Below are 24,799 nucleotides of genomic sequence, written 5' to 3'. Positions count from 1 at the left end.
AGGATCCGGCAGCGGTTAGTAGAACACGAAGCCGTTGGGCAGCAGGTTCACCGTAAACGAGTCGATGGCCGTGCCGGAGGTCTGGAAGCGCACGAACTTGCCGGCGGTGCTATAGGGCGCCACGGCCCCGTAAATCGTGTTATCCTTGGGGTCAATACCCAAGCCGTAGAAGCCGCGGCGAATCAGCGGGGTCGTGGGCAGGGTCCGGTCCACGATGTTCATGCGGTACACGCCTTTGCTATAGATGTAGTGGAGCTGGGTTTTGGAGCCGTCGAGCTGCAGATGGCCAGGAAAGCCGGTGGTGGAAGCGAAGTTCAGGCGTTGCAGGGCCGTGGGTGCGGCGGGCAGGAAGCTCACCAGCGCGCCCTTGGTAGACGTGTTGGGGTCAATGTTGAAGTTGCTGTCGTAGCCGGCAAAACCGGCGCAGAGCACCCATACGCGGCCGTTCTGGTCCAGTACCAGGCTGTTGGGCGAGTCGCCGACGGGAATGGTAGCTTCCTCCGTGTCGGTGGTGGTATTGATAACAGACACGATGCTGCTGCCGCTGTTGGCCACGTACACCTTGCCGCCGGCCACGAGCAGTTGCTCGGGCTGCTCCCCGCTGAGCGGAATGGTTTTGAGCACTTTGTTCGTGGTCAGGTCGATAACTGAGAGCCGGCCTTTCACCCCGTAATCAACCCACTCAGTGACATAGCCTTTCGTGGCCGACAGGGCGGCGAAGTAGCGGGGTTTGAGCAGGCCGGTCACGGTTTTGACGGTCCGCTTCACGTTTTTGAACTCGGGCAGGCGCACCACTTCGATCTTGTTGCTCTCGGTCACTACCACGTAGCCCACCGTGTCTACCACCGTCAGGGACTGCACATTGTCGCCTAGGGTCCGGCCGTTGGCAGTCTTGAAGATGTCGAGGTCGACGACCTTCCGGGCACCGATGTTGAAGGTGCTGACGGCCCCGTTGGGCGTGCCGAAATTGCCTTCATTAACGATAAACACGCCGTTGCTGGGCTGAAGCGGTTCTGGCTCCGAGGTGGTGTTGTCAGGGTCGCAGCTAAACAAAGCCAGGGCCGAGCCGCCGAGCAGGGCGACGCGGGTAAAGGCCCGGGAGGAAAAAGCGAAAAAGCGCATGGGGAAATGGAAATAGGATAAGGTGAAAGAAAAACGAGGGGAGGTCCGACTACCGCCACGCCACCCGCACGCTCAGCACCGCCGAGCGGGGCGGCATGGCGCGGTAGGCGTAGTTCTGGTACACGGCGTTGGTCAGGTTGTAGCCCTGGGCCAGCACAATCAGCCGGCAGCCGGCGGGCAGAGCAAACGTGTGGGCCAGCGTGGCGTGCAGCAGCAGGTAGGACGGTAGAAAGTCGGTGGCGGAATTATCGGTGTAGCGGTAGCCGGTCAGGGTCAGGGCCGTGGTCAGCTGCCAGTGGCGCCAGCTTTGGTCGGTGCTGAAAGCGGCCGTGTGCCGGGGCACGTAGCGCAATTGCCGGCCGGTAGGGCTGGGGTCGTTGGCGTAGCCCCGGGTTTTCTCGGCCTCGGTGAAGCTGTAGGCGGCCTGGGCCGTGAACAGGTAGCGTTGGCGCTGCCAGTTCAGGCGGGTGCTGGCCTCCAGGCCGCGGGTGCGCACCTGGCGCAGGTTCTGGGGCGTGTCGTAGCTGAGTGTGGGGTGGGTGGTCCACTCCACCCAGTCGTCCACGCGCTGCTGGTAGGCCGTGAGCTCGGAGTGCAGCGTACTACGGCCCGGCTGCCAGTGGTGCTGCAGGCCGGCTTCGTAGCCCAGGCTGGTTTCGGGCTTCAGATTGACGTTGCCGCCGGGCCGCCAGTACCGCTCGTTCAGGGTGGGCGCCCGGTAACTGCGCGAGGCGCTGCCCTTCAGGCTGAATTGTTGCTGCTCATTGGCCCACAGCTGCCACTCGGCGCCCAGCGTGGGAGCCAGCGGCGGCCGGCGGCCCGGCACCACGGCCTGCCGCAGGTTCATCGACAAGTGCAGGCTCGGCCGCGGGTCGTAGCGAAGCAGGGCGAAGCCGGAAAAGCGGTTTTCGGTGATGGCGCGGCCGTAGCCGTCGACCTGGGCCGCGAAGTGCTGGGCTTCGGCGCCGGCGCGCAAGCTCAGGTTGGGCCGAAAAGTAGCCGTGTATTCAGCCTGGGCCTGGGTGGTGCGCACCCGGGAGCTGCTGGTCAGGTTGCCGTTGTAGTAGTTGAGCACGTCCTCAAACCAAGCCCCGCGCACGGCCCACTCCGCCCGTTGGCTGACGTGGCGGTAGCCGGTTTGCAGGCGGCGGCTCTGGTCCCGCTCCCGGGCGTGGTTGTTGGCCGAGCCGATGGAGGGCTGAATGTGGCGGTCGGCGTCGGTGAGCCAGACGGCGGCCAGCACCTCACCCCGGTCGCCCACGCGCAGGGTGGCATCCTGGGTGAGGCTCCACTGCCAGAAGTCGGCGTTGGGCTGGCGCCGCCGCAGCGGGCCGTCGGCCGAGAGGGAGTCGTAGTAAAAATTGTTGAGGGCCGAGCGGTAGGAGGCCGCGCCGCGCACCGCTATTTTCTGGTTGCTGAAGCGGCCTTCCGCGCTGCCGGCCCGCAGCCCGAAGCTGCCGGCGTCGGCCTGCACCGAGCCCCGGGCCCCCGCGCCCCACTCCACCGGCGACGAGAGCAGCACCGCCCCGCCCACCGCGCCGTTGCCATAGGCGGCCCCGGCCGGCCCGTACTGCACGTCAACCCGGGTGGCGCCGTTGGTGGGCAGCAGCGCAAAGTCTGACTCTCCCAAAGAGGGGAGCATGATGTTGAAGCCGTTCCAGAGCACGGCCGTGTGCCGGGCCGAAGTGCCCCGGATGGAAATCGAGGACAGCTGGCCGGGTCCGTAGTTCTTGACATATACCGGCGTCTGGGCCAGCAGCACGTCGGCCAGCGTGCCGGCCCGGTACTGGCCCAGCACGGCCGAGTCCAGCGTCAGCACCCGGCTGCCCACGGCAAAGCGGCTGGGCCGCAGCCCCTGCACCCGCACGGCGGGCAGCTGCGGGGCGGTCAGGTGCGTGGAGTCGGGGAAAGCGCCGCCCTGCGCCCACGCCCGGGCGGGCCCGCTGAGCCAACTCAGCAGCAAACCGACAACAAGCAGAGTGGACCGCTGGGGCGGGGCCACCTGAAGGGTACGCATCATCCGAACTAAATTTTCGGTTTAGGAAAATTCAGTTCAGAACCTCACGCTGGCTTTTTACTGCTGAAAAAACTACCGCGAAGCCGAGGCCGAAAACAGGGGAAACTGGCGGCCCGGAAGCCGCCACTGCAATCATTCTCCGCCTTTCCTCCGAAAGCGCTGAACACAAAACAGCTTAGGCAGGTCTCCTGGCTTGCTTCGGATGGGCCGCCTTCCCATTTCTCCGGCGGCTTGTTTTAAGCAAGCAACCTTCGCGGAAACAGTGGCTGGGGGATGGGCCCACCGGGGTAGTAGAAGCGTACAGTTGCGGGGACAGCTCCGGAATTGAACCGGATTCCCTTTTCAGCCGCGCCCCCCAATCGGGGTCTGGCCACCTATAGCGGGGCAAAGATAGGCGTTGATTTGTTGCGGCGCTGCGGGAGGGCCGGCAAAAACGAACCCGGCGGGGCCCAAACCGGTACAAGCAGCCACGCCCGAAGCTTACCAAACTGCCCTCATGAAGCTCACCTCCGCCTTTTACCAGCGCCCCGACGTGGTGCAGATTGCCCGCGAGTTGCTGGGAATATACCTCTTTACGACCATCGACGGCGTACTCACCGGCGGCCGCATCGTCGAGACGGAGGCCTATGCCCATATCAACGACCAGGCCTGCCACTCCCACCTGGGCCGCTTTACCAGCCGGACTAAAATTATGTACGAGGCTGGGGGCGTGGCCTACTGCTACCTGATTTACGGGCGCTACACGCTCTTTAACATCATCACCAACGAAGCCGGCAAGGCCGACGCGGTGCTGATCCGGGGGCTGGAGCCCGTTGAGGGCATTGCGGAGATGCTGCTGCGCCGGGGCCTGAGCGCGCCGGCCCGCAACCTGACGGCCGGCCCCGGCCTGCTCACCCAAGCCCTGGGCATCACCACTAAGCACTACGGCACCGATTTAAGCGGGAACCTGATCTGGCTCGAAGACCGGCAGGAGCCCGTGCCCGCGGAGCTCGTCGTGGCCAGCCCCCGCGTCGGCATCGACTACGCCGGCGCAGATGCCGCCTTGCCGTGGCGCTTCCGTGTGAAGGGCAGCCCCTGGGTGAGTCCGGCGAAGTGAGGGAGTAAGTGACCAAGTGGATTAGTGAGTTCCTGCATCAACTGTGTGGATCCGCGCCGTAAGAACGAAAACTCACTAAGTCGCTCAATCACTAAATCACCTACACCTTCTCACAAACGAGCACCACGAGGCGGCCGCGCAGGTCGGTGGTGGCGAAGAGGTACACGTGGCCGCCTTCCCGAATGCCGGTGTGCTGGCGAAATTCGGCCACGGAGTCGGGGAAGTTGCGGGTGGTGACGTGGGCGCGGGCCTCGGGGCCCAGGTGGGCCCGCAAGGTTTTACGGTCGTATTTCTCCGCGGCCAGAATGCGGAAAATACGCCCCGGGAAATCAGCCCGCAGCGTATCCGACATGTAGAGGTGACTGTGCTGCTGGAGCTTGAGCAGCTCGAAGGCCGTGCCCACGCTGCGAAAACCGCCCGCCTTGAGCACGGCCACGTTGGGCTCGTAGAGGTAGCCCTGGGGCAGGGGCTCGGCGTAGCGGGCAATGGCGCGGGTTTCGCGGGCCTTGTTGAGCCGAAACTCCTGCTGCTGCCCATTGCGGAGCAGGTTCACGGTGTAGCGCTCCGGGTCGACGGCCGGCTCGGGACCCAGTTCGTACAGCACTTCCTTGCACTCGTTATCGACGGCCACCACCCACAGACGGCGCACCTGCTTAAGCTCCAGCAGGGCCTGCTCAATGTCGAGCATGGGCGAGGTTTTGAGCAGTACCCGGTTGCCCTTGTGCAGCAGCAGCGGCAGCAGGCGCAGCACATCGGGCTCGCAGTCCTGGAGCCGGTAGATTTTACGGTCGGCCGTGTCGCGCCGGGCCGGGTCGAGGTAGATCCAGTCGAAGGTGTCGGGGGTACTTTTCAGAAACTGGAGCGCGTCGCCGCTGTGACACTGCACGTTTTCCACGCCCAATTGAGCCAGATTGTAGCGCACCACGGCCGCCAGGGCCGGGTCGCGCTCCACGTAGTGCACCTCCGGAATGCGGCTGGCAAAGTGGGACGCATCGACACCAAACCCCCCAGTCAGGTCGACCAGGCGCTGCCCACTGACCAAGTTAGCTTTAAACTCGGCGGTGCGGGCCGACGAAGCCTGTTCCACCGACAGGGCCGGGGGAAAAATCAGGTCGGGGTTGTCGGCCCAGGTTGGGAGCTTGGTCCGGGCCTTCTGCCGGGCCTGAATCTGCCGTACTAGGTCGGGCACGGGCAGGCCGGGATAGCGGCGGGCCTGCAGCGCCAGCTGAGCGGGGTCGTCGTGCAGATGCTCGGCAACGTATTGCCGGGCCGCTGCCGGCAGCGGATATTCCATGAAGGTAGCGTACGAAAAAACGCGGGCCGCGGTCTAGCGCAAGCTCCAGGTCAAAGCCAGCTGGGGCTGCTTGCCCACGGCGGCCAGCCCGACGGCCGACGGCGTGAGGCGCTGCATCAGGCCCACCCGGGCCGACGACAAGCCAGCGTTGTAGGCGCCCACGGCGCGTTGGAAATGGTCGTTGGTGTGCTGAGAGATGAGCACATTAGACAGCAGACTGAACGCGGCCACGCCGATGGCAATTTTCTGCGGATTGCTGGTGTACTGCTGGTCGCCGGGGCCGGCCAGGACCTGTTGGCCATACACGCCCACGGCACTCACAAACACGAGGCGCTCGGTCAGAAACAGCCATTTCTGGCGACGGTAGCGGTTCAGATTGTCCAGGGCCTCCTCGTTGCCGGTCAGGTAAGGCCGCAGCCGCTGCCCGAAAAAGCCCGCATTCGTGTACTCCGGCTTCGGCGAATCCTGGGTCGTGAAGTAGAAATTGCGTTGCGCCCCGCTGCCCGACCGGTCCTTATCTTCGGGGCTGAGCTGGATAAGCGGAGCTGTGGCCGCCTGCTGCGCGTAGGCAGTACCGGTGGCAAGCAGCAGGGGTACGGAGAAGGCAAAAAGACGACGCATAGGGGCGAAAGAGCAGGAAACGTAGGTGCGGGGAAAAGACAAAGATAATGCAGTATATAGAAGTATCCCAGCGCATTGAACGAGGGAAAAGTGCAATTCATCGGAAAAAACTTTGCACTCCTCACTCAACAAAACCCGACGGGCTTACGTTCTGTGCGCAGTTCACTTTGTCCTTTCCTACATTCCCCGCTCATGAAAAATCACGCAACTGCCCTGCATCGCGCCCTGCTTCTAGCTGCCCTGCCCGCCGTTTTGGCCTTCGCGGGTTGCGGTAAGGACGACCCAGATCCGGTTCCGGTAGTAGAACAAGGTTCTATTCTGTTTGTGAATGCCGCCGCCAACACGTTTGTCGGCATCAAGGCCTTCGTCGACAACGAGGAGAAAACAACCCTGACCTACGGCGTCAATGGCGGGGGCAGCACCCCGGCCTACCAGCCCGTGAATGCGGGCAGCCGCACCATCAAAATTGACAACGCCGCTTCGGCAGGCACCACCTTCTTCACCCAGACGACCACCGTCGAAAAGGACAAGAAGTACAGCTTGTTCGTGTACTCGCCGAATTCCACGCCCACTCCGGCTGGCTTGCTCACCACCGACGATTTGACGGCGCCCGCCTCGGGCAAGGCCAAAATCCGGCTCGTGCACGTGGCGTTGGGCTTTCCGGTCACGCCGGGCGCCATCAGCCTGAGCCAGTCGCAGCCGGTGGGCTTTCTGCCGCTGACCTCGGCCGTCACGGTCCCCGGTGCTTCCGGCTTCGTGGAAATCAACTCCGGCCCGGCTAACCTGCTTGTCACCACCGGCACGAGCCCGACGGGTATCACTGTGGCAACGGTCGGCGACGGCACGGGCAGCGGCACGGGCACCAAAAACTACGAGTCCGGCAAAATCTACACGATTGTGGTGCGCGGCTCGGTGGGCAACCAAGATCCGGCCCGCGACGCGAAGGCCTTCATTATCCAGAATAACTAGCGGTTTGCAACTGCTTCGCTTCCCAAGCCCGGCCTGCTACAGGCCGGGCTTTTTTGTGGCTGCGCGGGGGTGAACAAAACCTGTATCTTTGTGGTTGATTAGCAACACAAAATAAACTCCATCATGGTGGAAACCACGACGAATACGTACGTTCCGTACAAAGTTAAAGACATGTCGCTGGCCGAATGGGGCCGCAAGGAAATCCGTCTGGCCGAGGCTGAAATGCCGGGTCTGATGGCTCTGCGCGACGAATTCGGGGCTTCGCAGCCGCTGAAGGGTGCCCGCATTGCCGGCTGTCTGCACATGACCATCCAAACGGCTGTACTGATCGAGACGCTCATCGCCCTGGGCGCTGACGTGACGTGGTCGTCGTGCAACATCTTCTCGACCCAGGACCATGCCGCCGCCGCCATTGCCGCCGCTGGCATTCCAGTGTACGCCTGGAAGGGCATGACGGAAGAAGAGTTCAACTGGTGCATCGAGCAGACGCTGTATTTCGGCGAGGCCCGGCAGCCCCTGAACATGATCCTGGACGACGGTGGTGACCTGACCAACATGGTGCTGGACCAGTTCCCCGAGCTGGCCGCTGGCATCAAAGGCATTTCCGAGGAAACCACCACCGGCGTGCTGCGCCTGCTGGACCGCGTGAAAAACGGCTCCCTGCTGATGCCTGCCTTCAACATCAACGACTCGGTTACCAAGTCGAAGTTTGACAACAAGTACGGCTGCAAAGAGTCGGCTGTGGACGCCATCCGCCGGGCTACCGACGTGATGATGGCCGGCAAGATTGCCGTCGTGGCCGGCTACGGTGACGTCGGAAAAGGCACCGCCGCCTCCCTGCGTGGAGCCGGGGCCCGCGTTATCGTGACCGAAATTGACCCGATCTGCGCCCTGCAGGCCGCCATGGACGGCTACGCGGTGAAGAAAATGGCGACGGCCATCAAGGAAGCCGATATCGTGGTAACGGCCACCGGCAACTGCGACATCATCACCGAGGAGCATTTCCGCGCTCTGAAGGACAAAGCCATTGTCTGCAACATCGGTCACTTCGACGATGAAATCGACATGGCCTGGCTGAACGGCAACTACGGCCACACCAAGGACACGGTGAAGCCCCAGGTGGACCTCTATAACATCGACGGCAAGGAAGTAATCATTCTGGCCGAAGGTCGTCTGGTGAACCTGGGCTGCGCTACGGGCCACCCGTCGTTCGTAATGTCGAACTCGTTCACCAACCAGACGCTCGCGCAGCTGGAGCTGTGGCAGAACTCGGCAAACTACGAAAACAAGGTGTACACCCTGCCCAAGCACCTCGACGAGAAGGTTGCCTACCTGCACCTGGCTAAAATTGGCGTGGAGCTCGACGAGCTGAAGCCCAAGCAGGCCAATTACATCGGCGTCGACGTAGCTGGTCCGTTCAAGTCGGATATGTACCGCTACTAGGCTCTTGCGAGCTGCCGCTAAAAAAACCGCCCGGCATTGAGCTGGGCGGTTTTTTTATGCGGTAAAAGCGGCCTTTTACAAAGGCTTGGCTGTGGGTATCAGTCCTTCCAGTTCGCTCACGCTGCTAAACACCGGGGTGCCCAGCAGGCACCAGGTGTGGTTGAGCGCGAGGCTGTAGCGCAGCTGCCGGCCTTGGGGCTGCAGGGAGCCGGCCAGCGGCTGCCACCGGTGCCCTAGACCGATGCCATCTACCGTGGCATACAGGCCCCGCGGCCGGACGGCCCCGGCCGTCTTGTAGTATTCGGCCACCAGCTGCAGCGTAGTAAAACCCAGCGGGACTGAGTACAGAGCGCTGCCGTCGCCCAAGGGGGCACCGGGCCGGGCGCCGGCCATCAGGTTTTGAGGCGGGGCACTGGTGGCTGTCGAGCGGGCCTTACTGCCCATCGTCAGGAGGAAGATACCAAAAACTGCCGCTGCGCCCAGGCCAACGTGCTGCTTGAGCAAGTGAACGGCCCGGAAAGACAGGTAAAGGAAGCCGAGCAGCAGCCCCAGGTTGAGGGCCGACCATAGCAGATTCAGCATAGCGCTAAGAGCAAGATAAGGGAGAATAGCGCTGCCAAGGTAGGTCTTTGTTGGGCGGCAGCAGCAACAAGCTGCCGGCAAATCCGGATATTTGAACTCGCTATGCCCCTTGCCCTCTCCGCCGTCATCATCACTTTCAATGAGGAAGCCAACATTGGCCGCTGCCTGACGGCGTTGGCCGGCGTGGCCGACGAGGTGCTGGTCGTCGACTCCTTCTCCACCGACCAAACCGTGGAAATCTGTCGGCAGCACGGGGCCCGGGTCATTCACCACGCTTTCGAAGGCTACGTGGAGCAGAAGAACTTCGCCACCGCCGCCGCCCGCCACGACCACGTGCTCCAGCTCGACGCCGACGAAGTTTTGACCGACGAGCTGCGGCGCAGTATTGAGCAGGCAAAAAACCACTGGCAGCACGCCGGTTACACCCTGGCCCGGCTCACCAACTACTGCGGTACCTGGGTGCGGCACGGCGGCTGGTACCCCGACCGGAAGCTGCGCCTCTACGACCGGCGCCTCGGCCGCTGGGAAGGGCTGCTGCTGCACGAGCGGTATGAGTTGGCCCCCGGGCAGACCGTCGGGGCACTGGCCGGCGACCTGCTGCACTATTCCTACCACTCGGTGGAGCAGCATGTGAGCCAGCTCAACCGCTTTACCAGCATTGCTGCCGCCGAGCTGGCCCTGCGCGGCAAGCGCCGCGTGACCGTATTTCACCTGCTGCTCAAGCCGCTCTGGAAATTCGTGCACGGCTACTTTTTCCGCCTGGGGCTGCTCGATGGGTTTGCCGGGCTGTGCATTGCCGGGATTTCCGCCTGGGGCGTGTTTCTGAAGTTTGCTAAGCTGCGCACCCTGCCGGCTCCTCACCCAACTGCTGCCGCATGAGAACCTTTCTGGTCAGCCGCACCGATGCCATCGGCGACGTGGTGCTTACCCTGCCGGTCTGCGGGCAGCTCAAGCGGCAGGTTCCCGGCTGCCGGGTGGTGCTGCTCGGCCGCACCTACACCCAGGCCGTGGCCGAAAGCTGCCCTTGGGTAGATGAGTTCCTTAACTTCGACGACCTCATCCAGCTGCCGGAAGCCGAGCAGGTGGCAACCGTGCGGCAGGTAGGGGCCGCCGCTGTTATTCACGTCTTTCCCAATAAGCTGGTGGCCCGGCTGGCGCAAAAAGCCGGAATCCCGGTGCGTGTCGGCACCCGCAACCGCTGGATTCACTGGCTGACCTGCAACCGCCTCGTAGCATTGAGCCGGCGGGAATCGCCGCTTCACGAGGCCCAGCTAAACCTGCACCTGCTCCAGCCGCTGGGGCTGCCTTCCCAGCTGACGCTGGCCGAAATAGCCCCGCTCGTGCGGCTGGAGCCAAGAGTTGCCGTGCCTGCGGCGCTGCTCAAGCTGCTGCAGCAGCGTCAGTCCGGCCAGCTTAACGTGATTCTGCACCCCCGAAGCCGCGGCAGCGCCCGGGAGTGGGGCCTCGACCATTTCGGCACCCTGGCCCGTCTGCTGCACCAAGCTGGTCACCGGGTTTTTGTCACTGGCACCGCCGCGGAAGGGGAGGAACTGGGCCCCTGGCTGCGGGAGCACCAGGCCGTGTTGACTGCCGAGCTGACCGGCCAGCTTTCCCTGCCCCAACTGCTGGCCTGCATTGCCGCCGCCGACGGCTTGGTGGCCAACAGCACCGGACCCCTGCACCTAGCCGCGGCCCTGGGCCGGCATGCGCTGGGACTTTACCCGCCCATGCGCCCAACTCACCCGGGCCGCTGGGCGCCGCTGGGTTTGCACGCCGAGTACTTGGTCTTCGACCGGCCCGACTGCTCCGACTGCCGCCGCCAGCCTGCCAGCTGCACCTGCATCAAGGCCATTGAGCCCGTTGCCGTATTCCACCGTATCGAGCAGTGGCAGCCGCTGCCCATTGCTTCTCTTTGAGTTTTTCGCGCCGTTGTCTGCCTCTTCGCTCTCCCATCCGCCGGTCCGCTCTTTCCGGCAAGCCTACCGTAGTGGGCACCTGTCTCAGTACCTGCTGCTGCTGGCTTGCGTGGCGGGGGTGGTCGGGCTGCTGGCTTCGCGGGCTTTGGTGGCGCTAAGTCCGTTGGTAGGCGTAGCAGCCGTGCTGGCCAATCCCCGGCTGCGGGCCGCGTTACCCTACTGGGGGCGCAACACTTCGACCATTGTGCTGACCCTGCTGTATGCGCTGCTGCTGCTGGGGGGCTTCTACACGACGGCCACGGCAATCTGGAAGCACGAAATATTCCGGCAGCTGCCCTTGCTGGGCGTTCCATTGGCTTTCACCCTGGCCGTGCCCTTGTCCGGGCGGCAGCGCTTCGGCGTGGGTGCCCTGTTCGTGGGCGGAGTAGCCCTGATTGGGGCCGCCACGCTGGGTAAGTACCTGCTGAATCCGGCCGCGGCCAACGAGCTAATTGGCGTAGGGCAGAACGTGGCCTCGGTTACGCGCATCTTCCATATTCACTTCAGCATCATGCTGGCCCTGGCCTTTTACTTTGGCCTGCTGCTGAGCCGCAGCCCCTACGCCCGACCGGTGCTGCGCGGGCTGCTGCGGGCCGCGGCGGTTACGGCCGTGCTGGTCTTGCACGTGTTGGCCTACCGAACCGGCCTGCTGGTGTTCTACGTAATGCTGCTGGCCGACGTCGTATATCTGGTAGTAGCCAAGCGGCAGTTTCTGCTGGGGCTAGCTTTGCTGCTGGCCCTGGTGGCGGCCCCGGTGCTGGCGTACAAGTCGCTGGAGTCGGTGCGGCAGCGTTACAAGGCCACCCGCTACGACATCGAGCAGTTCTACTACGGCCACGACATCAACGACTACTCGCTAGCCAAGCGTCTGGCCGCTTGGGAAACGGCCCGCACCATTGCCGCCAACCATCCGTGGCTGGGCGTGGGCGCCGCCGACGCCTACGCCGCCATGATGGAACAGTATGCCTACCGGGATTTTGGCGTGCTGCCCAAAAATCGGGTAATGATTCATAACCAGTATCTGCATTACCTGGTTAGCAGCGGAATCACAGGTTTATTTCTGTGGCTGCTGGTGCTGCTGGGGCCCTTGGCGCAACCTAGGCAGCGGCGCAATCCGTACGTATGGCATTTCCTGCTTATACTGGGCACGGCAATGCTGGTCGATTCGCTGCTGGAAATCCAGATCGGGTTCAACCTGTTTGTCTTTCTCTACGGCTTTTTGGTCGTAGCCACGGAGCGCGGCCCCGCCGGAGCGCCCCAAAACCCTGCTTGAGCGGATTAGTATAATCTGTACATTTGTTTACACGGCTGCTGCCTCTCATCCAACCCCAGCCGCAATTTCCAGCGTCCATGAGCGACTCCCCCGAACGGGTTCCCAAGCTGAGCAAAGAGGAAAAAGACCGCCGGTTTCAGGCTGAACTGATGCCCGTGCTCGACTCTTTGTACAACTTCGCCTTCCGCCTTACCCTTGATGAAGACGATGCCAATGACCTCGTCCAGGAGACTTATCTGAAGGCCTACCGCTTCTTTGAGTACTTCGAGCAGGGAACCAACGCCAAAGCTTGGCTGTTTCGCATCCTGAAAAATTCGTTTATCAACGATTTTCGGAAAAAGAGCAAGCAGCCCGCCAAAGTCGACTACAGCGAAATTGAGGGCTACTACAACACCGAAGATGTGGAAGCCGACGGCGACGCCGGCAGCACTTCCTCGGATATGCGCCAGCAGGCGGTGCGCGACCTCATCGGCGACGAAGTGGCCAGCGCCCTGAACTCGCTGCCGGTGGACTTTCGCACCGTCATTATCCTCTGCGACCTGGAAGGGTTCACCTACGAGGAGATGGCCAAAGTACTGGACATTCCCATCGGAACCGTTCGCTCCCGCCTGCACCGGGCCCGCAACTTTCTGAAGGACAAACTAGAAAAATACGCAAAATCGATGGGCTACGGTAACGATACCGATGGCTCTGATGTTGAGGACGACAACGACTAACCAAACACCCCGGCCTGGCTATGGAAAACACCGCTACTACATCAACCAACCAGCAAGCCTCTTCCCCCGAAGGCGCTGACTGTGAACGCGTGAACACAATTCTCGACCAGATTATCGTGGGCCACGAGCCCAGCGCTGACGATGAAACCTACTTCATCGACCACGCGCAGGACTGCTCTCCTTGCTTCGACAGCATCGACAAGCAGCGCATTTTCGTTGACTTTCTTAGCCAGAAAGTAGGCCGTAAAGGCGTTCCTTCGGCGCTGTCGCAAACGATTTTAGCGCGCGTTCAAGCAGAAATGGCCTAATTTTACCCCATGCAGGGTAAAATCATCGCTTTTTCGGCTCCTTCCGGCGCCGGTAAGACTACTATCGTCCATCGGCTGCTAGACCGGATTCCGGAGCTAAGCTTCTCCATTTCAGCCTGTACGCGCGACAAGCGTGGCCGCACGGAGGCCAACGGCAAGGACTACTACTTCATTTCCGTCCAGGAATTTCAGGAGAAAATCCGCCACGATGCCTTCGTGGAATGGGAAGAAGTGTACGAAGGCGCTTTCTACGGCACGCTGAAGGAGGAAATTGAGCGCATCTGGGAAAGCGGCAAGCACGCCGTGCTGGATGTGGACGTAAAGGGTGGCCTTAGCATCAAGGAGTTTTATAAAGACCGCGCCCTGGCCGTGTTCGTCAAGCCGCCATCCCTCGAGGTACTCGAGGAGCGGTTGCGCACCCGCGCTACCGATTCGGCTGCCAGCATCTCGGCCCGGCTCTATAAGGCCAACTTCGAGTTGACCTTCGAGGACCGGTTCGACGTGACCGTCATCAACGACGACCTCGACCACGCCACCGAGCAGGCTGAAAAGCTGGTGCGCGACTTTATTACGGCCGAGACAACCATCCTGTGAGTCAGGAAGTGCGCGCCAAGAAGGTGGGCCTGCTCTTCGGCTCCTTCAATCCCATCCATACCGGCCACCTGATTCTGGCTCATTTCATGGCCACCCATACCGACCTCGACGCGGTGTGGTTGGTTGTGTCGCCCCAGAGTCCGTTTAAGGTGGGGCAGGAAATGCTGGCCGAGCAGAAACGCTATGAGCTCGTGCAGTTGGCCATTGCCCACAACGACCGGCTCCGGGCCCTGGACATTGAGTTTGCCATGCCCAAGCCCAGCTACACCATCGATACGCTCGATGAGTTGACCCGCCGCCACCCCGACCACCGCTTTGTGCTGCTCATGGGCGAAGACAACCTGCCGGGGCTCCCACGCTGGAAGCAGGCCGACCGGATTCTGGCCGAGCACGAAGTGTACGTATACCCACGCCCTGGCGTGGATGCCACCGACGTGAATGCCCACCCCGGCGTGCGCGTGGTGGATGCGCCCTTGCTGGACATTTCCGCTACCTTCATCCGCGACTGTGTGCGGGCCGGCAAGTCAATTCGCTACCTCGTGCCAGAGCCGGTGGAAGAACGAATCGTGCGGGAAGCGTACTGGCGCGAGTAGCTTTGCAGCAGACATTCAATGAAAAGCCCCGGCGGAGTGATCCGTCGGGGCTTTTTGCTGGGTTGGCCGTAGCCGGAAAAACTCAGATGGTCATGATTTCCGCTTCCTTCTTGCTCATCAGGTCGTCGAGCTTGCTGATGTAGCTGTCGGTAATCTTCTGCACTTTGGCTTCGGCGTCCTTGACGGCATCTTCGGCCGCGCCTTCCTTCTGGAGCTTGCGCAGCGACTCGTTTACGTCCTTGCGGATGCCGCGGACTTTGACTTTGCCCAGCTCGGTTTCATTTTTAACCTGCTTTACCAGCTCCTTGCGCCGTTCCGTGGTCATGGGCGGAATATTCAGGCGCACGCCTTCCGCATCCGACTGCGGGTTCAGGCCCAGGTCACTGTTTTTGATGGCTTTCACCACTTCGGCAATGATGTTCTTTTCCCAGGGCTTAATAAACAGCGTGCGGGCGTCCGGCGTCGTGACGTTGGCAACCTGTGCAATCGGAGTGGGCGTGCCGTAGTAGTCGACCCGCAGGCTGTCCAGCATGGCCGGCGAAGCCTTGCCCGCCCGAATGCGGCTCAGCTCCGAACCGGTGTGTTGCAGGGACTTGCCCATCGATTCTTCGGCTTCGCTCAGGTAAAACTGGATTTCCTCGTCCACTTTTGAAAGGTTATAGGGTGAATGTTGAAAGCTAAACTGGTGGGCGCAAACGCGAAACTCTGCGTCGGAGCCACAACAGCTAAAGAGTTGTTAGGCCTGTTCCGGCTGGTTGTTGATCAAGGGCTGCAGGGCGCTGTGCTTGGGGTCGAGCAGCTTGCGGCTGTGGCGGGGGCTGTCGTTTTCGCCACCCATGCTGACTAGGGTGCCCAGACTTTCGCCGTTGAGCAGGCGTTCCAGGTTGCCGGCCGTGTTCATGTCGAATACGATGATGGGCAGGTTGTTTTCCTTGCAGAGCGTGAAGGCCGTCATGTCCATCACATTGAGGTTTTTCTCGATTACCTCGTCGAAGGTGATGTTGTAGAACTTCTCGGCCGTCGGGTTTTTCTCGGGGTCGGCGGTGTAGATGCCATCCACGCGGGTACCTTTCAGCACCACGTCGGCCTCAATTTCGATGGCGCGCAGCGAGGCGGCTGAGTCGGTGGTGAAGTAGGGAGAACCGATGCCGGCGCCAAAAATCACGACCCGGCCCTTTTCCAGGTGCCGCACGGCCCGCCGCCGGATGTAGGGCTCACACACCCGCTGGATGGTCAGGCCCGAGAGCAGGCGGGTGCTCACGTCGAGCTTTTCCAGGGCGCTTTGCAAGGCCATCGAGTTGATGACCGTGGCCAGCATGCCCATGTAGTCGCCCTGCACCCGGTCGAGGCCGAAGGCTTCGGCCTGCACGCCGCGGTAGATGTTGCCGCCCCCGATAACGACGGCGACCTGTACGCCGGTGGCGGCGGCCGTCTTGATTTCGGAAGCGTACTGCATCAGACGCTCGGCGTCGATTCCGTATTGCTGCTGGCCCATCAGGGCCTCACCGCTCAGCTTCAGCAGAATTCGTTTGTATTTCAAGGGACAGGGGTTAAGCGTGAAGAGGAAGCCTTCACCGGCCTGGGGCAGCTGCTCACAAGGGCGAAATGCCCCTGAGCAGCCGGCCGGGCCGGCGGCAGCGGATGAACTAGCTAAACTGTACGAGAACCTGACCTTTGGTGACGTTGTCGCGCAGAGTTACCTTAATGGAGCCTACCGTGCCGTCGGTCGGAGCCTTGAGGATGTTTTCCATCTTCATAGCCTCCAGCACCAGCAGCGGGTCGCCTTTCTGCACCGTCTGGCCGGGCTCCACGCGGATGTCCACGATCAGGCCGGGCATGGGAGCCTTGAGCTCATTAACCTTGCTGGCCGTGGCGTTGCTCATGCCCAGCTTGTCGAGCAGCAGATCAAAGCGGTCCTTGGCCTGCACATCGAGCAGGCGGCCGTCGATTTTGAGCTGAAACGTCTTGGTTGCGTAGTCGGCGCCGACCACTTCGGCCGAGTAGGAGCGGCCTTCGAGCAGCACGTGGTAGCGGCCCTGGCCCAGCGCGACAATATCCCAGGTGAAGGGCTCACCGTTGACTGCAATGGCGCCCTTGGGCTGATAGTCGATATCCCAGCTTTGGTCGGGGGAGGTACGTACCTGTAGCATGCTGAATAGGGGCAGGGTGGGCGGAAAAGGGCTTAAAGATAGGCTAAATCTCAAATAATTTCGGAACTTGAGCCTTCCATTCCCTATTGCTTCCTTGCATGAAATATTCGGTCCTCGGCATTTTTGGCCTGGTCCTTACGTGCCATCTATCGGCTCCTGCTCAGGCGGTTAAATCTGCCAAGTCGACGTCGCCTAAAGCGGCTATCCATAAGAAAAGTACGCCTGTTGCCGAGTCCGTAACGACTCCATCTTCCGCTGCCACCATCATCGTGCCGTCGTGGCTGCCGCCCACCAACCCTGTGCAACCCACGGCCACCACCGTCACTGATCTGCTCGATACCAAGCTGGAAGTGAAGTTCGACTGGGCCAAGCAGTGGCTCTTCGGCAACGCGCTGCTTACGGTGCGCCCCCACTTCTACCCCCAAAATCAGCTGGTGCTCGACGCGAAGGGGTTCGACATTAAAAGTGTGCGGTTTGTGGCCGGCGGTAAAGAGAAAAACCTCAATTACACCTACGACAAGCGTAAGCTGACCATCACCCTGGACCGCCCCTACACGCGGGCCGAGCAGTACCAGGTCCGCATCAGCTACGTGGCCAAGCCCAATGAGCTCGAAGCCGGGGGCAGTGCGGCCATTACCAGCAGCAAAGGGTTGTACTTCATCAATCCGCTGGGCACCGACAAAACCAAGCCCAAGCAGCTCTGGACCCAGGGCGAAACCGAGGCCAGTTCCTGCTGGTTTCCGACCATTGACAAGCCCAACCAGCGGATGACTCAGGAAATTGCCATGACCGTGGACGCCCAGTACAAAACGCTGAGCAACGGCCTGCTGATTTCCTCGAAGAAAAACTCTGATGGCACCCGCACCGACGTGTGGAAGCAGAGCCTGCCCGCCGCGCCCTACCTGACCATGATGGCCGTGGGCGAGTTTGCCGTCGTCAACGATACCTGGCGCGGCAAGGCCGTCGACTACTACGTGGAGCCCAAGTTCCAGGGCACAGCCAAGGCGGTGTTTGGCAACACGCCCCAGATGCTGGATTTCTTCTCCAAAAAGCTGGGCGTGGAGTTTCCCTGGGAAAAGTACTCCCAGGTCGCCGTCCGGGACTTTGTGTCGGGGGCCATGGAAAACACAACGGCCACTACGTTGCGGCAGGAGTGGGTGCAGCTTACCCCCCGCGACCTGATTGACCAGAGCTACCTGGCTGAGGGCACCATTGCCCACGAGCTGTTTCACCACTGGTTCGGCGACTACGTCACGAGTGAGTCGTGGTCGAACCTGCCGCTGAACGAATCCTTCGCCGATTATTCGGAATTGCTCTGGGCCGAGCACAAGTACGGTGCCGATGCCGCGGCCTTGGTGCAGCAGCAGAAGCTGAGTAATTACCTCACCGAAGCCGAAAGTAAGCGGGAACCCTTGATCCGCTACCACTATGCCGCCCGGGAGGATATGTTCGACCGGCACTCCTACGACAAGGGCGGGCGGGTCCTGCACATGCTGCGCAAGTACGTCGGCGACGACGCCTTCTTTGCCTCCCTGAACCGCTACCTGACCCAGAACAAGTTCTCGGCCTCCGAAATTGCCAAGCTGCGCATTGCCTTCGAGGAAACGACCGGCGAAGACCTGATGTGGTTTTTTGACCAGTGGTTTATGCAGCGCGGCCACCCTGAGCTGCACATTTCGCACACCTACGTCAATGGCCAGGTAAATCTGCGCGTCGAGCAGCTCCAGGATTCCACCTTCACCCCGATTTACCGGCTGCCGGTTACGGTTTCGGTGTGGTCGGGCAGCCAGAGCCAGCCCACCGATTTCAAAATCGTCGTCACCAAGGCCAATCAGATGTTCACCCTGCCCGTGTCCCAGCGCCCGAGCTTGGTGAAGTTCGACGCTGAGGGGCAGCTGCTGGCCAAAATAGAGGAGGAGCGGAGCCAGGACGAGCTGCTGTTTCAGTACTACCACGCCCGCAACTACCTGCAGAAGTACGAGGCCATCGAGCAGCTGCACAGCAAAGTCGGGGACCTCGCCGTGAGCGGCATGCTGCGCAACGCCATGAACGACCCGTTCTGGGCCGTGCGCCAGGCGGCCACCGAAGGCTTCCGGCGCTACAAGGGCCCTGAGGGCAACGCCGTGCGCAAGGAACTCAAGCGCGTGGCCGCCACCGACAAGAAAAGCCAGGTGCGGGCCATGGCCGTCACCACCCTTTCGAGCTTCTTGAACGAGGATTTCGGCGACGTGTACAGCACTGCTCTTAAGGACAGCTCCTACTTAGTAGTAGGTGCCGCCATCGATGCCCTGGCCAAGGCGCCGACCGTCAGCACCCGGGAAGCCGTGAATGCTCTGCAGGAAACCAACAGTCCAGCCCTGCTGCACTCCCTGTCGAATTATTACTCCCTCAACGGCACCGCCGACCAGTACCAGTGGTTTCTGCGCCGGATGAACGACATTCCCGAGGATGAGCTGTACACCTACCTCCAGAACTTCGGCCTGCTGATGGTGCGCCTGCCCCCCGTGGAGCGCGACAAGGGTATCCAACGCCTCGAAGCCTTGGCCCGCACTCATCCCAACATCACCGTGCGCTTGGGCGCTTACCGGGGCCTGAATTCCCTGGTACCAAGCACCGCCACGATGAAGGCTACGTTGCAGGACATTCGCTCAAAAGAGAAGAATGACCAGCTCAAAGCCGCCTACAGCCTGATCCAGTAGAAATATTTTCGCCCGGCAGCCAACTTTTTTCGGTAGCCGGAAATCAGACGTTGTTTGTCCTGAATCAAGCGGTTAGCTGCTCGCAGAAGCAGTTTTTAGTCCGGCCGCCGGAAAAATAATTGCAACCTTTTGGGCCGGGCGCTTGACTTGCAAGAGAAAGCCTCTAATTTTGCAACTCCTTTAGCAACCCACCCACTTTAGCGGGACTTGTGAAAAGGAAAATCTTTCCCGCAAATGGTGGGAAAAACCAAGCTGGGGGTATCGCATAGCGGCAATTGCGGGTGACTGTAACTCACCTCCTTCGGGTTCATAGGTTCGAGTCCTGTTACCCCCACAGCAGTGAAACGGTGAGCTGGTGAAATTTTCACCAGCTCATTGTCTCGCCTCTACGCGGGAGTAGCTCAGTTGGTAGAGCGGCAGCCTTCCAAGCTGCAGGTCGCGGGTTCGAACCTCGTCTCCCGCTCATTTGCTCAGCTTTTGACCTTTGGTTTCTTGCTGTTAAAATTAACCAGTATCTTTGCCGGCGTTAGCAGCTTTTCGCTTCTGATGACAGCTCCAAAATAAGCCGTTTTAGCTCAGTGGTAGAGCACTTCCTTGGTAAGGAAGAGGTCATGGGTTCAAATCCCATAAATGGCTCCAGTTAGTACGATTACCGACGAAGCAGCGCGACTGCCTTGTCTGAATCTGTCAGCCAGGTAAAGCGACGTGCAGTGTTCCCCGCTTATTAGCGGAGCTGTGTTTCGCTTTCTTGCGGTATAGTCTAGTCGCGTTTTCCCCTCCTTTAAAATTCCTCTTAATCTCTTTACAATGGCCAAAGAAAATTTTGATCGTTCCAAGCCGCACGTGAACATCGGTACGATCGGGCACGTCGACCACGGCAAAACCACCCTGACTGCTGCTATCACCACGGTACTGGCGAACAAAGGTTTGGCCGCTAAGCGTGACTTCTCGTCGATCGACAACGCTCCTGAAGAAAAAGAGCGTGGTATCACGATCAACACCGCTCACGTTGAGTACGCTACCGAAAACCGTCACTACGCTCACGTTGACTGCCCTGGTCACGCTGACTATGTGAAGAACATGGTAACGGGTGCTGCCCAGATGGACGGCGCTATCCTCGTAGTAGCTGCTACCGACGGTCCAATGCCCCAGACGCGTGAGCACATCCTGCTGGCTCGCCAGGTAGGTGTTCCTCAGCTCGTTGTGTTCATGAACAAAGTGGACATGGTGGACGACCCCGAGCTGCTCGAGCTCGTGGAAATGGAAATCCGCGAACTGCTTTCGTTCTACGACTTCGACGGTGACAACATTCCCGTTATCCAGGGTTCGGCTCTGGGTGGCCTGAATGGCGATGCCAACTGGGTTCCTAAGATCGAAGAACTGATGGCTGCCGTTGACAGCTACATTCCAATCCCAGCTCGTCTGACCGACCTGCCCTTCCTGATGCCAGTAGAGGACGTATTCTCTATCACGGGTCGTGGTACGGTAGCTACCGGCCGTATTGAGCGTGGTATCATCAACTCGGGTGAGCAAGTTGACATCCTGGGTATGGGTGCTGCTGAAGGCCTGAAGTCGACCGTAACCGGTGTTGAGATGTTCCGCAAGATCCTCGACCGTGGCGAAGCTGGTGACAACGTAGGTCTGCTGCTCCGTGGCATTGAAAAAGAAGCCATCCGTCGTGGTATGGTTATCTGCAAGCCAGGTTCAGTTAAGCCTCACCAGAAGTTCAAAGCTGAGGTGTACGTGCTGTCGAAAGAAGAAGGTGGCCGTCACACGCCATTCTTCAACAACTACCGTCCGCAGTTCTACCTGCGTACCACCGACGTTACCGGTATCATCACCCTCCCAGAAGGTGTTGAAATGGTAATGCCCGGTGACAACATCACCATCCAAGTTGAGCTGATCAGCAAGGTGGCAATGGAGAAAGGTCTGCGTTTCGCTATCCGCGAAGGTGGCCGTACGGTAGGTGCCGGTCAGGTAACCGAAATCCTCGACTAGTTTCTGTCTAGAAACCAGTAAAACAATACAATCCGCCTCTGATATTTTCAGGGGCGGATTTGTTTTGTTTAAAGAGTTCAGTACATTTGCAGTCCCAATCCGGCTTTACAGTCATTTGGAACGCATACACGGGCGTAGTTCAAGGGTAGAATAGAGGTCTCCAAAACCTTTGATGGGAGTTCGAATCTCTCCGCCCGTGCAGGATAGGCCATAAAGCGGCCGCAACAGTTACAGCCAAACCAGGCGCGAACATGAGCAAGCTGACGAATTATTTCCGCGACACCACCGAGGAGATGCGCTACAAAGTAACGTGGCCTTCTTTCGATGAACTGCAGAAGAGCGCTGGGCTCGTACTGATCGGTTCGCTGATCTTTGCCGCCGTTGTTGGCCTCATGGACATCGTGTTCAAAACCGGCCTGGAGGCATTCTACAATTCATTCCGTTAATCGGTTGATCTAATGGGAGAGTTGAAGTGGTATGTGGTACGCTCCGTGAGCGGCCAAGAGAAAAAAGCCAAGCAGTACTTGGAAACCGAGATTGGCCGTCATGGCCTTTCTGAGTTGGTGCCCCAGGTACTGATTCCGGCCGAGAAAGTATACGAGATGCGGAACGGCAAGAAGCGGGTGCGCGAGCGTAACTTCTTCCCCGGCTACATTCTCATTCACGCCGATTTGTCGCACGGCGAAGTTGACCACATTATTACCAGCACCCCGGGCGTAATTGGTTTCCTGAGCGACAAAGAAGGCAAGACGGCCAACACCAAGCCCGTGCCGCTGCGCATGTCGGAGGTGAACCGTATTCTAGGCATCGTTGACGAAGCTGAGGAAGAAACCGCCAGCCTCGATACCCCCTTCGTGGTGGGTGAGTTGGTGAAAGTAGTGGATGGCGCCTTCAGCGGCTTCTCCGGCAACGTGTCCGAGATTTTCGATGAGCGCAAGAAGCTGAACGTGATTGTGAAGATTTTCGGCCGCAGCACTCCCATGGAGCTCAGCTACACTCAGGTCGAGAAAGAATCTTAAGCACACATAGATAGTACGTTGTTGGTTCTTCTGCTCCGACCAACGGCGGCTTCCACTTTTTAGGAGCACTAGTTAAACTGAGGAGAGCTGGTGTTACGACCATATTCTCCGAAGCCTTTCAATCCCAATGGCCAAAGAAATTAGAGGTTATCTGAAGCTTCAGATAAAGGGAGGCGCTGCGAACCCTTCGCCGCCGGTTGGACCTGCACTTGGTAGCAAAGGCCTTAACATCATGGAGTTCTGCAAGCAGTTCAACGCTCGCACCCAGGATAAGGCCGGCCAAGTATGTCCCGTACTGATTACCATGTACACCGACAAGTCGTTTGACTTCGTCGTGAAAACCCCTCCGGTGCCAGTTCTCCTCATGGAAGCTGCCAAAATCCAGAGCGGTTCGAAAGAGCCTAACCGGAACAAGGTTGGTTCGGTGTCGTGGGACCAGGTTCGCACCATTGCCGAAACGAAGATGCCCGACTTGAACTCGTTCAAGATTGAGTCGGCCATGAAACTCGTTGCCGGTACGGCCCGCAGCATGGGTATCACCGTCTCGGGAACTTCTCCTTTCGCTGCATAATCAAACGGAGAAGAACTCATGAGCAAACTGACCAAAAAGCGCAAGGACGCCCTTGCCAAGCACGACCTGACGACGGCTCGTAACTTGGTAGAAGCTGCCAAAGTGGTAAAGGACATCACCTATACCAAGTTTGACGCCTCTGTTGACATCGACGTACGTCTGGGCGTAGACCCCCGCAAAGCTGACCAGATGGTTCGTGGCGTGGCCACGCTGCCCCACGGCACCGGCAAAACCGTTCGTGTACTGGCTCTCGTGACTCCCGACAAGGAGGCTGAAGCTACTGCCGCCGGCGCCGATTTCGTTGGTCTGGACGACTACATCGCCAAGATCGAAAAAGGCTGGACCGACATCGACGTAATTATCACGATGCCATCGGTAATGGCTAAAGTAGGTCGCCTGGGCCGCGTGCTCGGTCCCCGTGGTCTGATGCCAAACCCGAAGTCGGGTACGGTAACGACCGACGTGGCCAAGGCCGTTCAGGAAGTGAAAGCTGGTAAAATCGACTTCAAAGTTGACAAAACCGGCATCATTCACTGCTCGGTGGGCAAAGTATCTTTTGATGACCAGAAGCTGGCTGAAAACGCCATCGAAGTAATCCAGACGCTCATCCGTCTGAAGCCTTCGTCCGCTAAGGGTACCTACATCAAGAGCATCACGCTCAGCAGCACGATGAGCCCAGCCGTTCCGGTTGAGACTACGGTTACTTCCGCTTAATTCACAATCAACGAGATATGACAAGGGAAGAAAAACAAGTCCTCGTCGACGAGTTGAGCGAAAAGTTTCAATCGCACAACGCGTTCTACATTACCGATGCTTCGGGAATGTCGGTGGCGAAAATCAACGAATTCCGTCGGCTGTGCTTCAACCGCGGCCTGGAGTTCAAAGTGTACAAGAACACGCTGATCCGCAAAGCCCTCGACACGCTGGGCGGTGACACGTCGGAGCTGGACGCAGCGCTGAAAAGCCAGTCGGGTGTACTGTTCTCGAAAGAGGCTGGCAACGCTCCCGGCAAACTGCTGAAGGACTTCTACAAGGCTCAGAACTACAGCAAGAATGCCGTTCCGAAGCCTGCTCTGAAGGGTGCTTACATCGACTCTAGCATCTACCTGGGTGCTAACCAGCTCGAGACGCTGAGCACGCTGAAAGGCAAAAACGAGCTGATCGGTGAAGTTATCGGTCTGCTCCAGTCGCCTGCCAAAAACGTTATCAGCGCTCTGTCGAGCGGTGGCAACAAACTGGCCGGTATCCTCAAGACGCTTTCCGAAAAAGAAGAGGTTGCTGCTTAATTGCGAGCCTAGCTTTTTCCCCCTCAATTAAATTCAACAACCCCCTTTTTTTTAACAATCTACAGAAATGGCAGATTTGAAAGCATTCGCTGAGCAGCTGGTTAACCTGACGGTGAAAGAAGTAAACGAGCTGGCTGGTATCCTGAAGGACGAGTATGGCATTGAGCCTGCTGCTGCTCCCGTAATGATGGCTGGTGGTGGCGCTGGCGCTGCTGCTGACGCTCCCGAGGAGAAGACGTCGTTCGACGTAATCCTGAAGTCGGCTGGCGCTAGCAAACTGGCTGTTGTGAAACTGGTGAAAGACCTGACCGGTCTGGGCCTGAAAGAAGCCAAAGAACTGGTTGACGGCGCTCCTAAGCCCCTGAAAGAAGGTGTTGCTAAGGACGAGGCTGAAGGCCTGAAGAAGCAACTGGAAGAAGCCGGCGCTGAAGTAGAGGTTAAGTAAGCTGCCCCGCGCTTTTTCTCATACAAATAAGGATAGGCCTGGCAACTA

26 protein-coding genes, 4 tRNA genes and 1 riboswitch are annotated in these 24,799 nt (G+C 59.8%); of the genes, 22 read left to right on the top strand and 8 right to left on the bottom strand.

Annotated features, from left to right (window positions below; genetic code table 11):
- Positions 1–15: 15 nt before the first annotated feature.
- Positions 16–1,122, bottom strand: coding sequence for a YncE family protein (locus tag EWM57_RS01635; RefSeq protein WP_129919377.1), 1,107 nt, complete (start codon positions 1,120–1,122; stop codon positions 16–18).
- Positions 1,123–1,171: 49 nt separating this feature from the next.
- A complete protein-coding gene (locus tag EWM57_RS01630) occupies positions 1,172–3,142 on the bottom strand; it encodes a TonB-dependent receptor (RefSeq protein WP_129919376.1) in 1,971 nt (656 codons plus the stop codon).
- A gap of 158 nt (positions 3,143–3,300) precedes the next feature.
- A riboswitch (cobalamin riboswitch) is annotated at positions 3,301–3,532 on the bottom strand.
- A gap of 103 nt (positions 3,533–3,635) precedes the next feature.
- Between EWM57_RS01630 and EWM57_RS01625 the strand changes: the two genes are divergently transcribed.
- The gene (locus EWM57_RS01625; protein WP_129919375.1) at positions 3,636–4,235 is read left to right on the top strand and encodes a DNA-3-methyladenine glycosylase; all 600 of its coding nucleotides are present in this window, start codon (positions 3,636–3,638) and stop codon (positions 4,233–4,235) included.
- A gap of 100 nt (positions 4,236–4,335) precedes the next feature.
- On the opposite strand, the gene EWM57_RS01620 is transcribed toward EWM57_RS01625, so the two are convergent.
- Both EWM57_RS01620 and EWM57_RS01615 read right to left on the bottom strand, forming a co-directional pair.
- Entirely contained in the window at positions 4,336–5,529 is a 1,194-nt protein-coding gene (locus EWM57_RS01620) for a class I SAM-dependent methyltransferase (protein WP_129919374.1), read from the bottom strand.
- A 33-nt stretch (positions 5,530–5,562) separates the two neighbouring features.
- The gene (locus tag EWM57_RS01615; protein ID WP_129919373.1) at positions 5,563–6,150 is read right to left on the bottom strand and encodes a hypothetical protein; all 588 of its coding nucleotides are present in this window, start codon (positions 6,148–6,150) and stop codon (positions 5,563–5,565) included.
- 192 nt (positions 6,151–6,342) lie between these two features.
- Between EWM57_RS01615 and EWM57_RS01610 the strand changes: the two genes are divergently transcribed.
- Complete coding sequence (locus tag EWM57_RS01610; protein WP_129919372.1) at positions 6,343–7,119, top strand: DUF4397 domain-containing protein; 777 nt, start codon at positions 6,343–6,345, stop codon at positions 7,117–7,119.
- Between the two features lie 123 nt (positions 7,120–7,242).
- Positions 7,243–8,562, top strand: coding sequence for an adenosylhomocysteinase (gene ahcY / locus EWM57_RS01605; RefSeq protein WP_129919371.1), 1,320 nt, complete (start codon positions 7,243–7,245; stop codon positions 8,560–8,562).
- A gap of 75 nt (positions 8,563–8,637) precedes the next feature.
- Here ahcY and EWM57_RS01600 read toward each other — a convergent pair whose 3' ends face one another.
- On the bottom strand, positions 8,638–9,144 hold the full coding sequence (locus EWM57_RS01600; RefSeq protein ID WP_129919370.1) for a hypothetical protein: 507 nt from the start codon (positions 9,142–9,144) through the stop codon (positions 8,638–8,640).
- A gap of 102 nt (positions 9,145–9,246) precedes the next feature.
- Between EWM57_RS01600 and EWM57_RS01595 the strand changes: the two genes are divergently transcribed.
- The 7 genes from EWM57_RS01595 (at position 9,247) to nadD (ending at position 14,583) form a co-directional block, all read left to right on the top strand.
- A complete protein-coding gene (locus tag EWM57_RS01595) occupies positions 9,247–10,023 on the top strand; it encodes a glycosyltransferase family 2 protein (protein WP_129919369.1) in 777 nt (258 codons plus the stop codon).
- On the top strand, positions 10,020–11,060 hold the full coding sequence (locus tag EWM57_RS01590; RefSeq protein WP_129919368.1) for a glycosyltransferase family 9 protein: 1,041 nt from the start codon (positions 10,020–10,022) through the stop codon (positions 11,058–11,060). The genes EWM57_RS01595 and EWM57_RS01590 overlap by 4 nt, the downstream gene beginning before the upstream one ends.
- A gap of 13 nt (positions 11,061–11,073) precedes the next feature.
- Positions 11,074–12,372, top strand: a complete 1,299-nt coding sequence (locus tag EWM57_RS01585) for an O-antigen ligase family protein (RefSeq protein WP_129919367.1) — start codon at positions 11,074–11,076, stop codon at positions 12,370–12,372.
- 77 nt (positions 12,373–12,449) lie between these two features.
- Positions 12,450–13,088 carry a sigma-70 family RNA polymerase sigma factor gene (locus tag EWM57_RS01580; protein ID WP_129919366.1) on the top strand — a complete coding sequence of 213 codons (639 nt, stop codon included), beginning with the start codon at positions 12,450–12,452 and terminating at the stop codon, positions 13,086–13,088.
- 20 nt (positions 13,089–13,108) lie between these two features.
- Positions 13,109–13,396 carry a hypothetical protein gene (locus tag EWM57_RS01575; protein ID WP_129919365.1) on the top strand — a complete coding sequence of 96 codons (288 nt, stop codon included), beginning with the start codon at positions 13,109–13,111 and terminating at the stop codon, positions 13,394–13,396.
- A gap of 9 nt (positions 13,397–13,405) precedes the next feature.
- Positions 13,406–13,990, top strand: a complete 585-nt coding sequence (gene gmk / locus EWM57_RS01570) for a guanylate kinase (protein ID WP_129919364.1) — start codon at positions 13,406–13,408, stop codon at positions 13,988–13,990.
- Positions 13,987–14,583: a nicotinate (nicotinamide) nucleotide adenylyltransferase gene (nadD, locus tag EWM57_RS01565; protein ID WP_242509946.1), complete on the top strand. Its 597-nt coding sequence runs from the start codon at positions 13,987–13,989 to the stop codon at positions 14,581–14,583. Before gmk ends, nadD begins: the two co-directional genes overlap by 4 nt.
- 82 nt (positions 14,584–14,665) lie before the next feature.
- On the opposite strand, the gene frr is transcribed toward nadD, so the two are convergent.
- From frr to EWM57_RS01550, 3 genes are all read right to left on the bottom strand, one after another.
- On the bottom strand, positions 14,666–15,229 hold the full coding sequence (frr, locus tag EWM57_RS01560; RefSeq protein ID WP_129919363.1) for a ribosome recycling factor: 564 nt from the start codon (positions 15,227–15,229) through the stop codon (positions 14,666–14,668).
- 90 nt (positions 15,230–15,319) lie between these two features.
- Positions 15,320–16,123, bottom strand: a complete 804-nt coding sequence (gene pyrH, locus EWM57_RS01555) for a UMP kinase (protein ID WP_129919362.1) — start codon at positions 16,121–16,123, stop codon at positions 15,320–15,322.
- 106 nt (positions 16,124–16,229) lie between these two features.
- The gene (locus EWM57_RS01550; RefSeq protein WP_129919361.1) at positions 16,230–16,733 is read right to left on the bottom strand and encodes a biotin/lipoyl-containing protein; all 504 of its coding nucleotides are present in this window, start codon (positions 16,731–16,733) and stop codon (positions 16,230–16,232) included.
- A gap of 98 nt (positions 16,734–16,831) precedes the next feature.
- On the opposite strand from EWM57_RS01550, the gene EWM57_RS01545 reads away from it, so the two are divergent.
- The 12 genes from EWM57_RS01545 to rplL all read left to right on the top strand — a co-directional run bounded on the left by EWM57_RS01545 (position 16,832) and on the right by rplL (position 24,751).
- The gene (locus tag EWM57_RS01545; RefSeq protein WP_129919360.1) at positions 16,832–19,432 is read left to right on the top strand and encodes a M1 family aminopeptidase; all 2,601 of its coding nucleotides are present in this window, start codon (positions 16,832–16,834) and stop codon (positions 19,430–19,432) included.
- Positions 19,433–19,686: 254 nt separating this feature from the next.
- Positions 19,687–19,766, top strand: a tRNA-Tyr gene (locus EWM57_RS01540).
- A gap of 56 nt (positions 19,767–19,822) precedes the next feature.
- A tRNA-Gly gene (locus tag EWM57_RS01535) sits at positions 19,823–19,895 on the top strand.
- 101 nt (positions 19,896–19,996) lie between these two features.
- Positions 19,997–20,071: transfer RNA gene (locus EWM57_RS01530), tRNA-Thr, on the top strand.
- A 168-nt stretch (positions 20,072–20,239) separates the two neighbouring features.
- Entirely contained in the window at positions 20,240–21,430 is a 1,191-nt protein-coding gene (gene tuf / locus EWM57_RS01525) for an elongation factor Tu (protein ID WP_129919359.1), read from the top strand.
- Positions 21,431–21,558: 128 nt separating this feature from the next.
- A tRNA-Trp gene (locus EWM57_RS01520) sits at positions 21,559–21,629 on the top strand.
- Between the two features lie 52 nt (positions 21,630–21,681).
- Positions 21,682–21,876 (top strand): preprotein translocase subunit SecE, encoded by a 195-nt coding sequence (gene secE / locus EWM57_RS01515; protein ID WP_129919358.1) that lies wholly within the window; start codon positions 21,682–21,684, stop codon positions 21,874–21,876.
- 12 nt (positions 21,877–21,888) lie between these two features.
- Entirely contained in the window at positions 21,889–22,449 is a 561-nt protein-coding gene (gene nusG / locus EWM57_RS01510) for a transcription termination/antitermination protein NusG (RefSeq protein ID WP_129919357.1), read from the top strand.
- Between the two features lie 127 nt (positions 22,450–22,576).
- The gene (gene rplK, locus EWM57_RS01505; protein WP_129919356.1) at positions 22,577–23,020 is read left to right on the top strand and encodes a 50S ribosomal protein L11; all 444 of its coding nucleotides are present in this window, start codon (positions 22,577–22,579) and stop codon (positions 23,018–23,020) included.
- An 18-nt stretch (positions 23,021–23,038) separates the two neighbouring features.
- The gene (gene rplA, locus EWM57_RS01500; RefSeq protein WP_129919355.1) at positions 23,039–23,734 is read left to right on the top strand and encodes a 50S ribosomal protein L1; all 696 of its coding nucleotides are present in this window, start codon (positions 23,039–23,041) and stop codon (positions 23,732–23,734) included.
- A gap of 17 nt (positions 23,735–23,751) precedes the next feature.
- Positions 23,752–24,306 carry a 50S ribosomal protein L10 gene (gene rplJ / locus EWM57_RS01495; RefSeq protein WP_129919354.1) on the top strand — a complete coding sequence of 185 codons (555 nt, stop codon included), beginning with the start codon at positions 23,752–23,754 and terminating at the stop codon, positions 24,304–24,306.
- Positions 24,307–24,373: 67 nt separating this feature from the next.
- Positions 24,374–24,751 (top strand): 50S ribosomal protein L7/L12, encoded by a 378-nt coding sequence (rplL, locus tag EWM57_RS01490; RefSeq protein ID WP_129919353.1) that lies wholly within the window; start codon positions 24,374–24,376, stop codon positions 24,749–24,751.
- The last annotated feature ends 48 nt before the right edge of the window (positions 24,752–24,799 follow it).

It is taken from the genome of Hymenobacter persicinus (assembly GCF_004167665.1).
GTDB lineage: Bacteria > Bacteroidota > Bacteroidia > Cytophagales > Hymenobacteraceae > Hymenobacter > Hymenobacter persicinus.
Note: the sequence above shows the minus strand (reverse complement) of the source record. Positions and strands in the feature narration are given on the sequence as shown.

What these genes read in the sequence shown, in the direction of transcription:
- EWM57_RS01615 (WP_129919373.1), bottom strand. Translation starts at nt 6,150, where the DNA reads ATGCGTCGTCTTTTTGCCTTCTCCGTACCCCTGCTGCTTGCCACCGGT.
- EWM57_RS01620 (WP_129919374.1), bottom strand. Translation starts at nt 5,529, where the DNA reads ATGGAATATCCGCTGCCGGCAGCGGCCCGGCAATACGTTGCCGAGCAT.
- EWM57_RS01630 (WP_129919376.1), bottom strand. Translation starts at nt 3,142, where the DNA reads ATGATGCGTACCCTTCAGGTGGCCCCGCCCCAGCGGTCCACTCTGCTT.
- rplK (WP_129919356.1), top strand. Translation starts at nt 22,577, where the DNA reads ATGGCCAAAGAAATTAGAGGTTATCTGAAGCTTCAGATAAAGGGAGGC.
- gmk (WP_129919364.1), top strand. Translation starts at nt 13,406, where the DNA reads ATGCAGGGTAAAATCATCGCTTTTTCGGCTCCTTCCGGCGCCGGTAAG.
- nusG (WP_129919357.1), top strand. Translation starts at nt 21,889, where the DNA reads ATGGGAGAGTTGAAGTGGTATGTGGTACGCTCCGTGAGCGGCCAAGAG.
- EWM57_RS01580 (WP_129919366.1), top strand. Translation starts at nt 12,450, where the DNA reads ATGAGCGACTCCCCCGAACGGGTTCCCAAGCTGAGCAAAGAGGAAAAA.
- tuf (WP_129919359.1), top strand. Translation starts at nt 20,240, where the DNA reads ATGGCCAAAGAAAATTTTGATCGTTCCAAGCCGCACGTGAACATCGGT.
- rplL (WP_129919353.1), top strand. Translation starts at nt 24,374, where the DNA reads ATGGCAGATTTGAAAGCATTCGCTGAGCAGCTGGTTAACCTGACGGTG.
- EWM57_RS01610 (WP_129919372.1), top strand. Translation starts at nt 6,343, where the DNA reads ATGAAAAATCACGCAACTGCCCTGCATCGCGCCCTGCTTCTAGCTGCC.
- EWM57_RS01590 (WP_129919368.1), top strand. Translation starts at nt 10,020, where the DNA reads ATGAGAACCTTTCTGGTCAGCCGCACCGATGCCATCGGCGACGTGGTG.
- EWM57_RS01600 (WP_129919370.1), bottom strand. Translation starts at nt 9,144, where the DNA reads ATGCTGAATCTGCTATGGTCGGCCCTCAACCTGGGGCTGCTGCTCGGC.
- secE (WP_129919358.1), top strand. Translation starts at nt 21,682, where the DNA reads ATGAGCAAGCTGACGAATTATTTCCGCGACACCACCGAGGAGATGCGC.
- rplJ (WP_129919354.1), top strand. Translation starts at nt 23,752, where the DNA reads ATGACAAGGGAAGAAAAACAAGTCCTCGTCGACGAGTTGAGCGAAAAG.
- EWM57_RS01575 (WP_129919365.1), top strand. Translation starts at nt 13,109, where the DNA reads ATGGAAAACACCGCTACTACATCAACCAACCAGCAAGCCTCTTCCCCC.
- rplA (WP_129919355.1), top strand. Translation starts at nt 23,039, where the DNA reads ATGAGCAAACTGACCAAAAAGCGCAAGGACGCCCTTGCCAAGCACGAC.
- EWM57_RS01550 (WP_129919361.1), bottom strand. Translation starts at nt 16,733, where the DNA reads ATGCTACAGGTACGTACCTCCCCCGACCAAAGCTGGGATATCGACTAT.
- EWM57_RS01545 (WP_129919360.1), top strand. Translation starts at nt 16,832, where the DNA reads ATGAAATATTCGGTCCTCGGCATTTTTGGCCTGGTCCTTACGTGCCAT.
- EWM57_RS01635 (WP_129919377.1), bottom strand. Translation starts at nt 1,122, where the DNA reads ATGCGCTTTTTCGCTTTTTCCTCCCGGGCCTTTACCCGCGTCGCCCTG.
- EWM57_RS01595 (WP_129919369.1), top strand. Translation starts at nt 9,247, where the DNA reads ATGCCCCTTGCCCTCTCCGCCGTCATCATCACTTTCAATGAGGAAGCC.
- EWM57_RS01625 (WP_129919375.1), top strand. Translation starts at nt 3,636, where the DNA reads ATGAAGCTCACCTCCGCCTTTTACCAGCGCCCCGACGTGGTGCAGATT.
- ahcY (WP_129919371.1), top strand. Translation starts at nt 7,243, where the DNA reads ATGGTGGAAACCACGACGAATACGTACGTTCCGTACAAAGTTAAAGAC.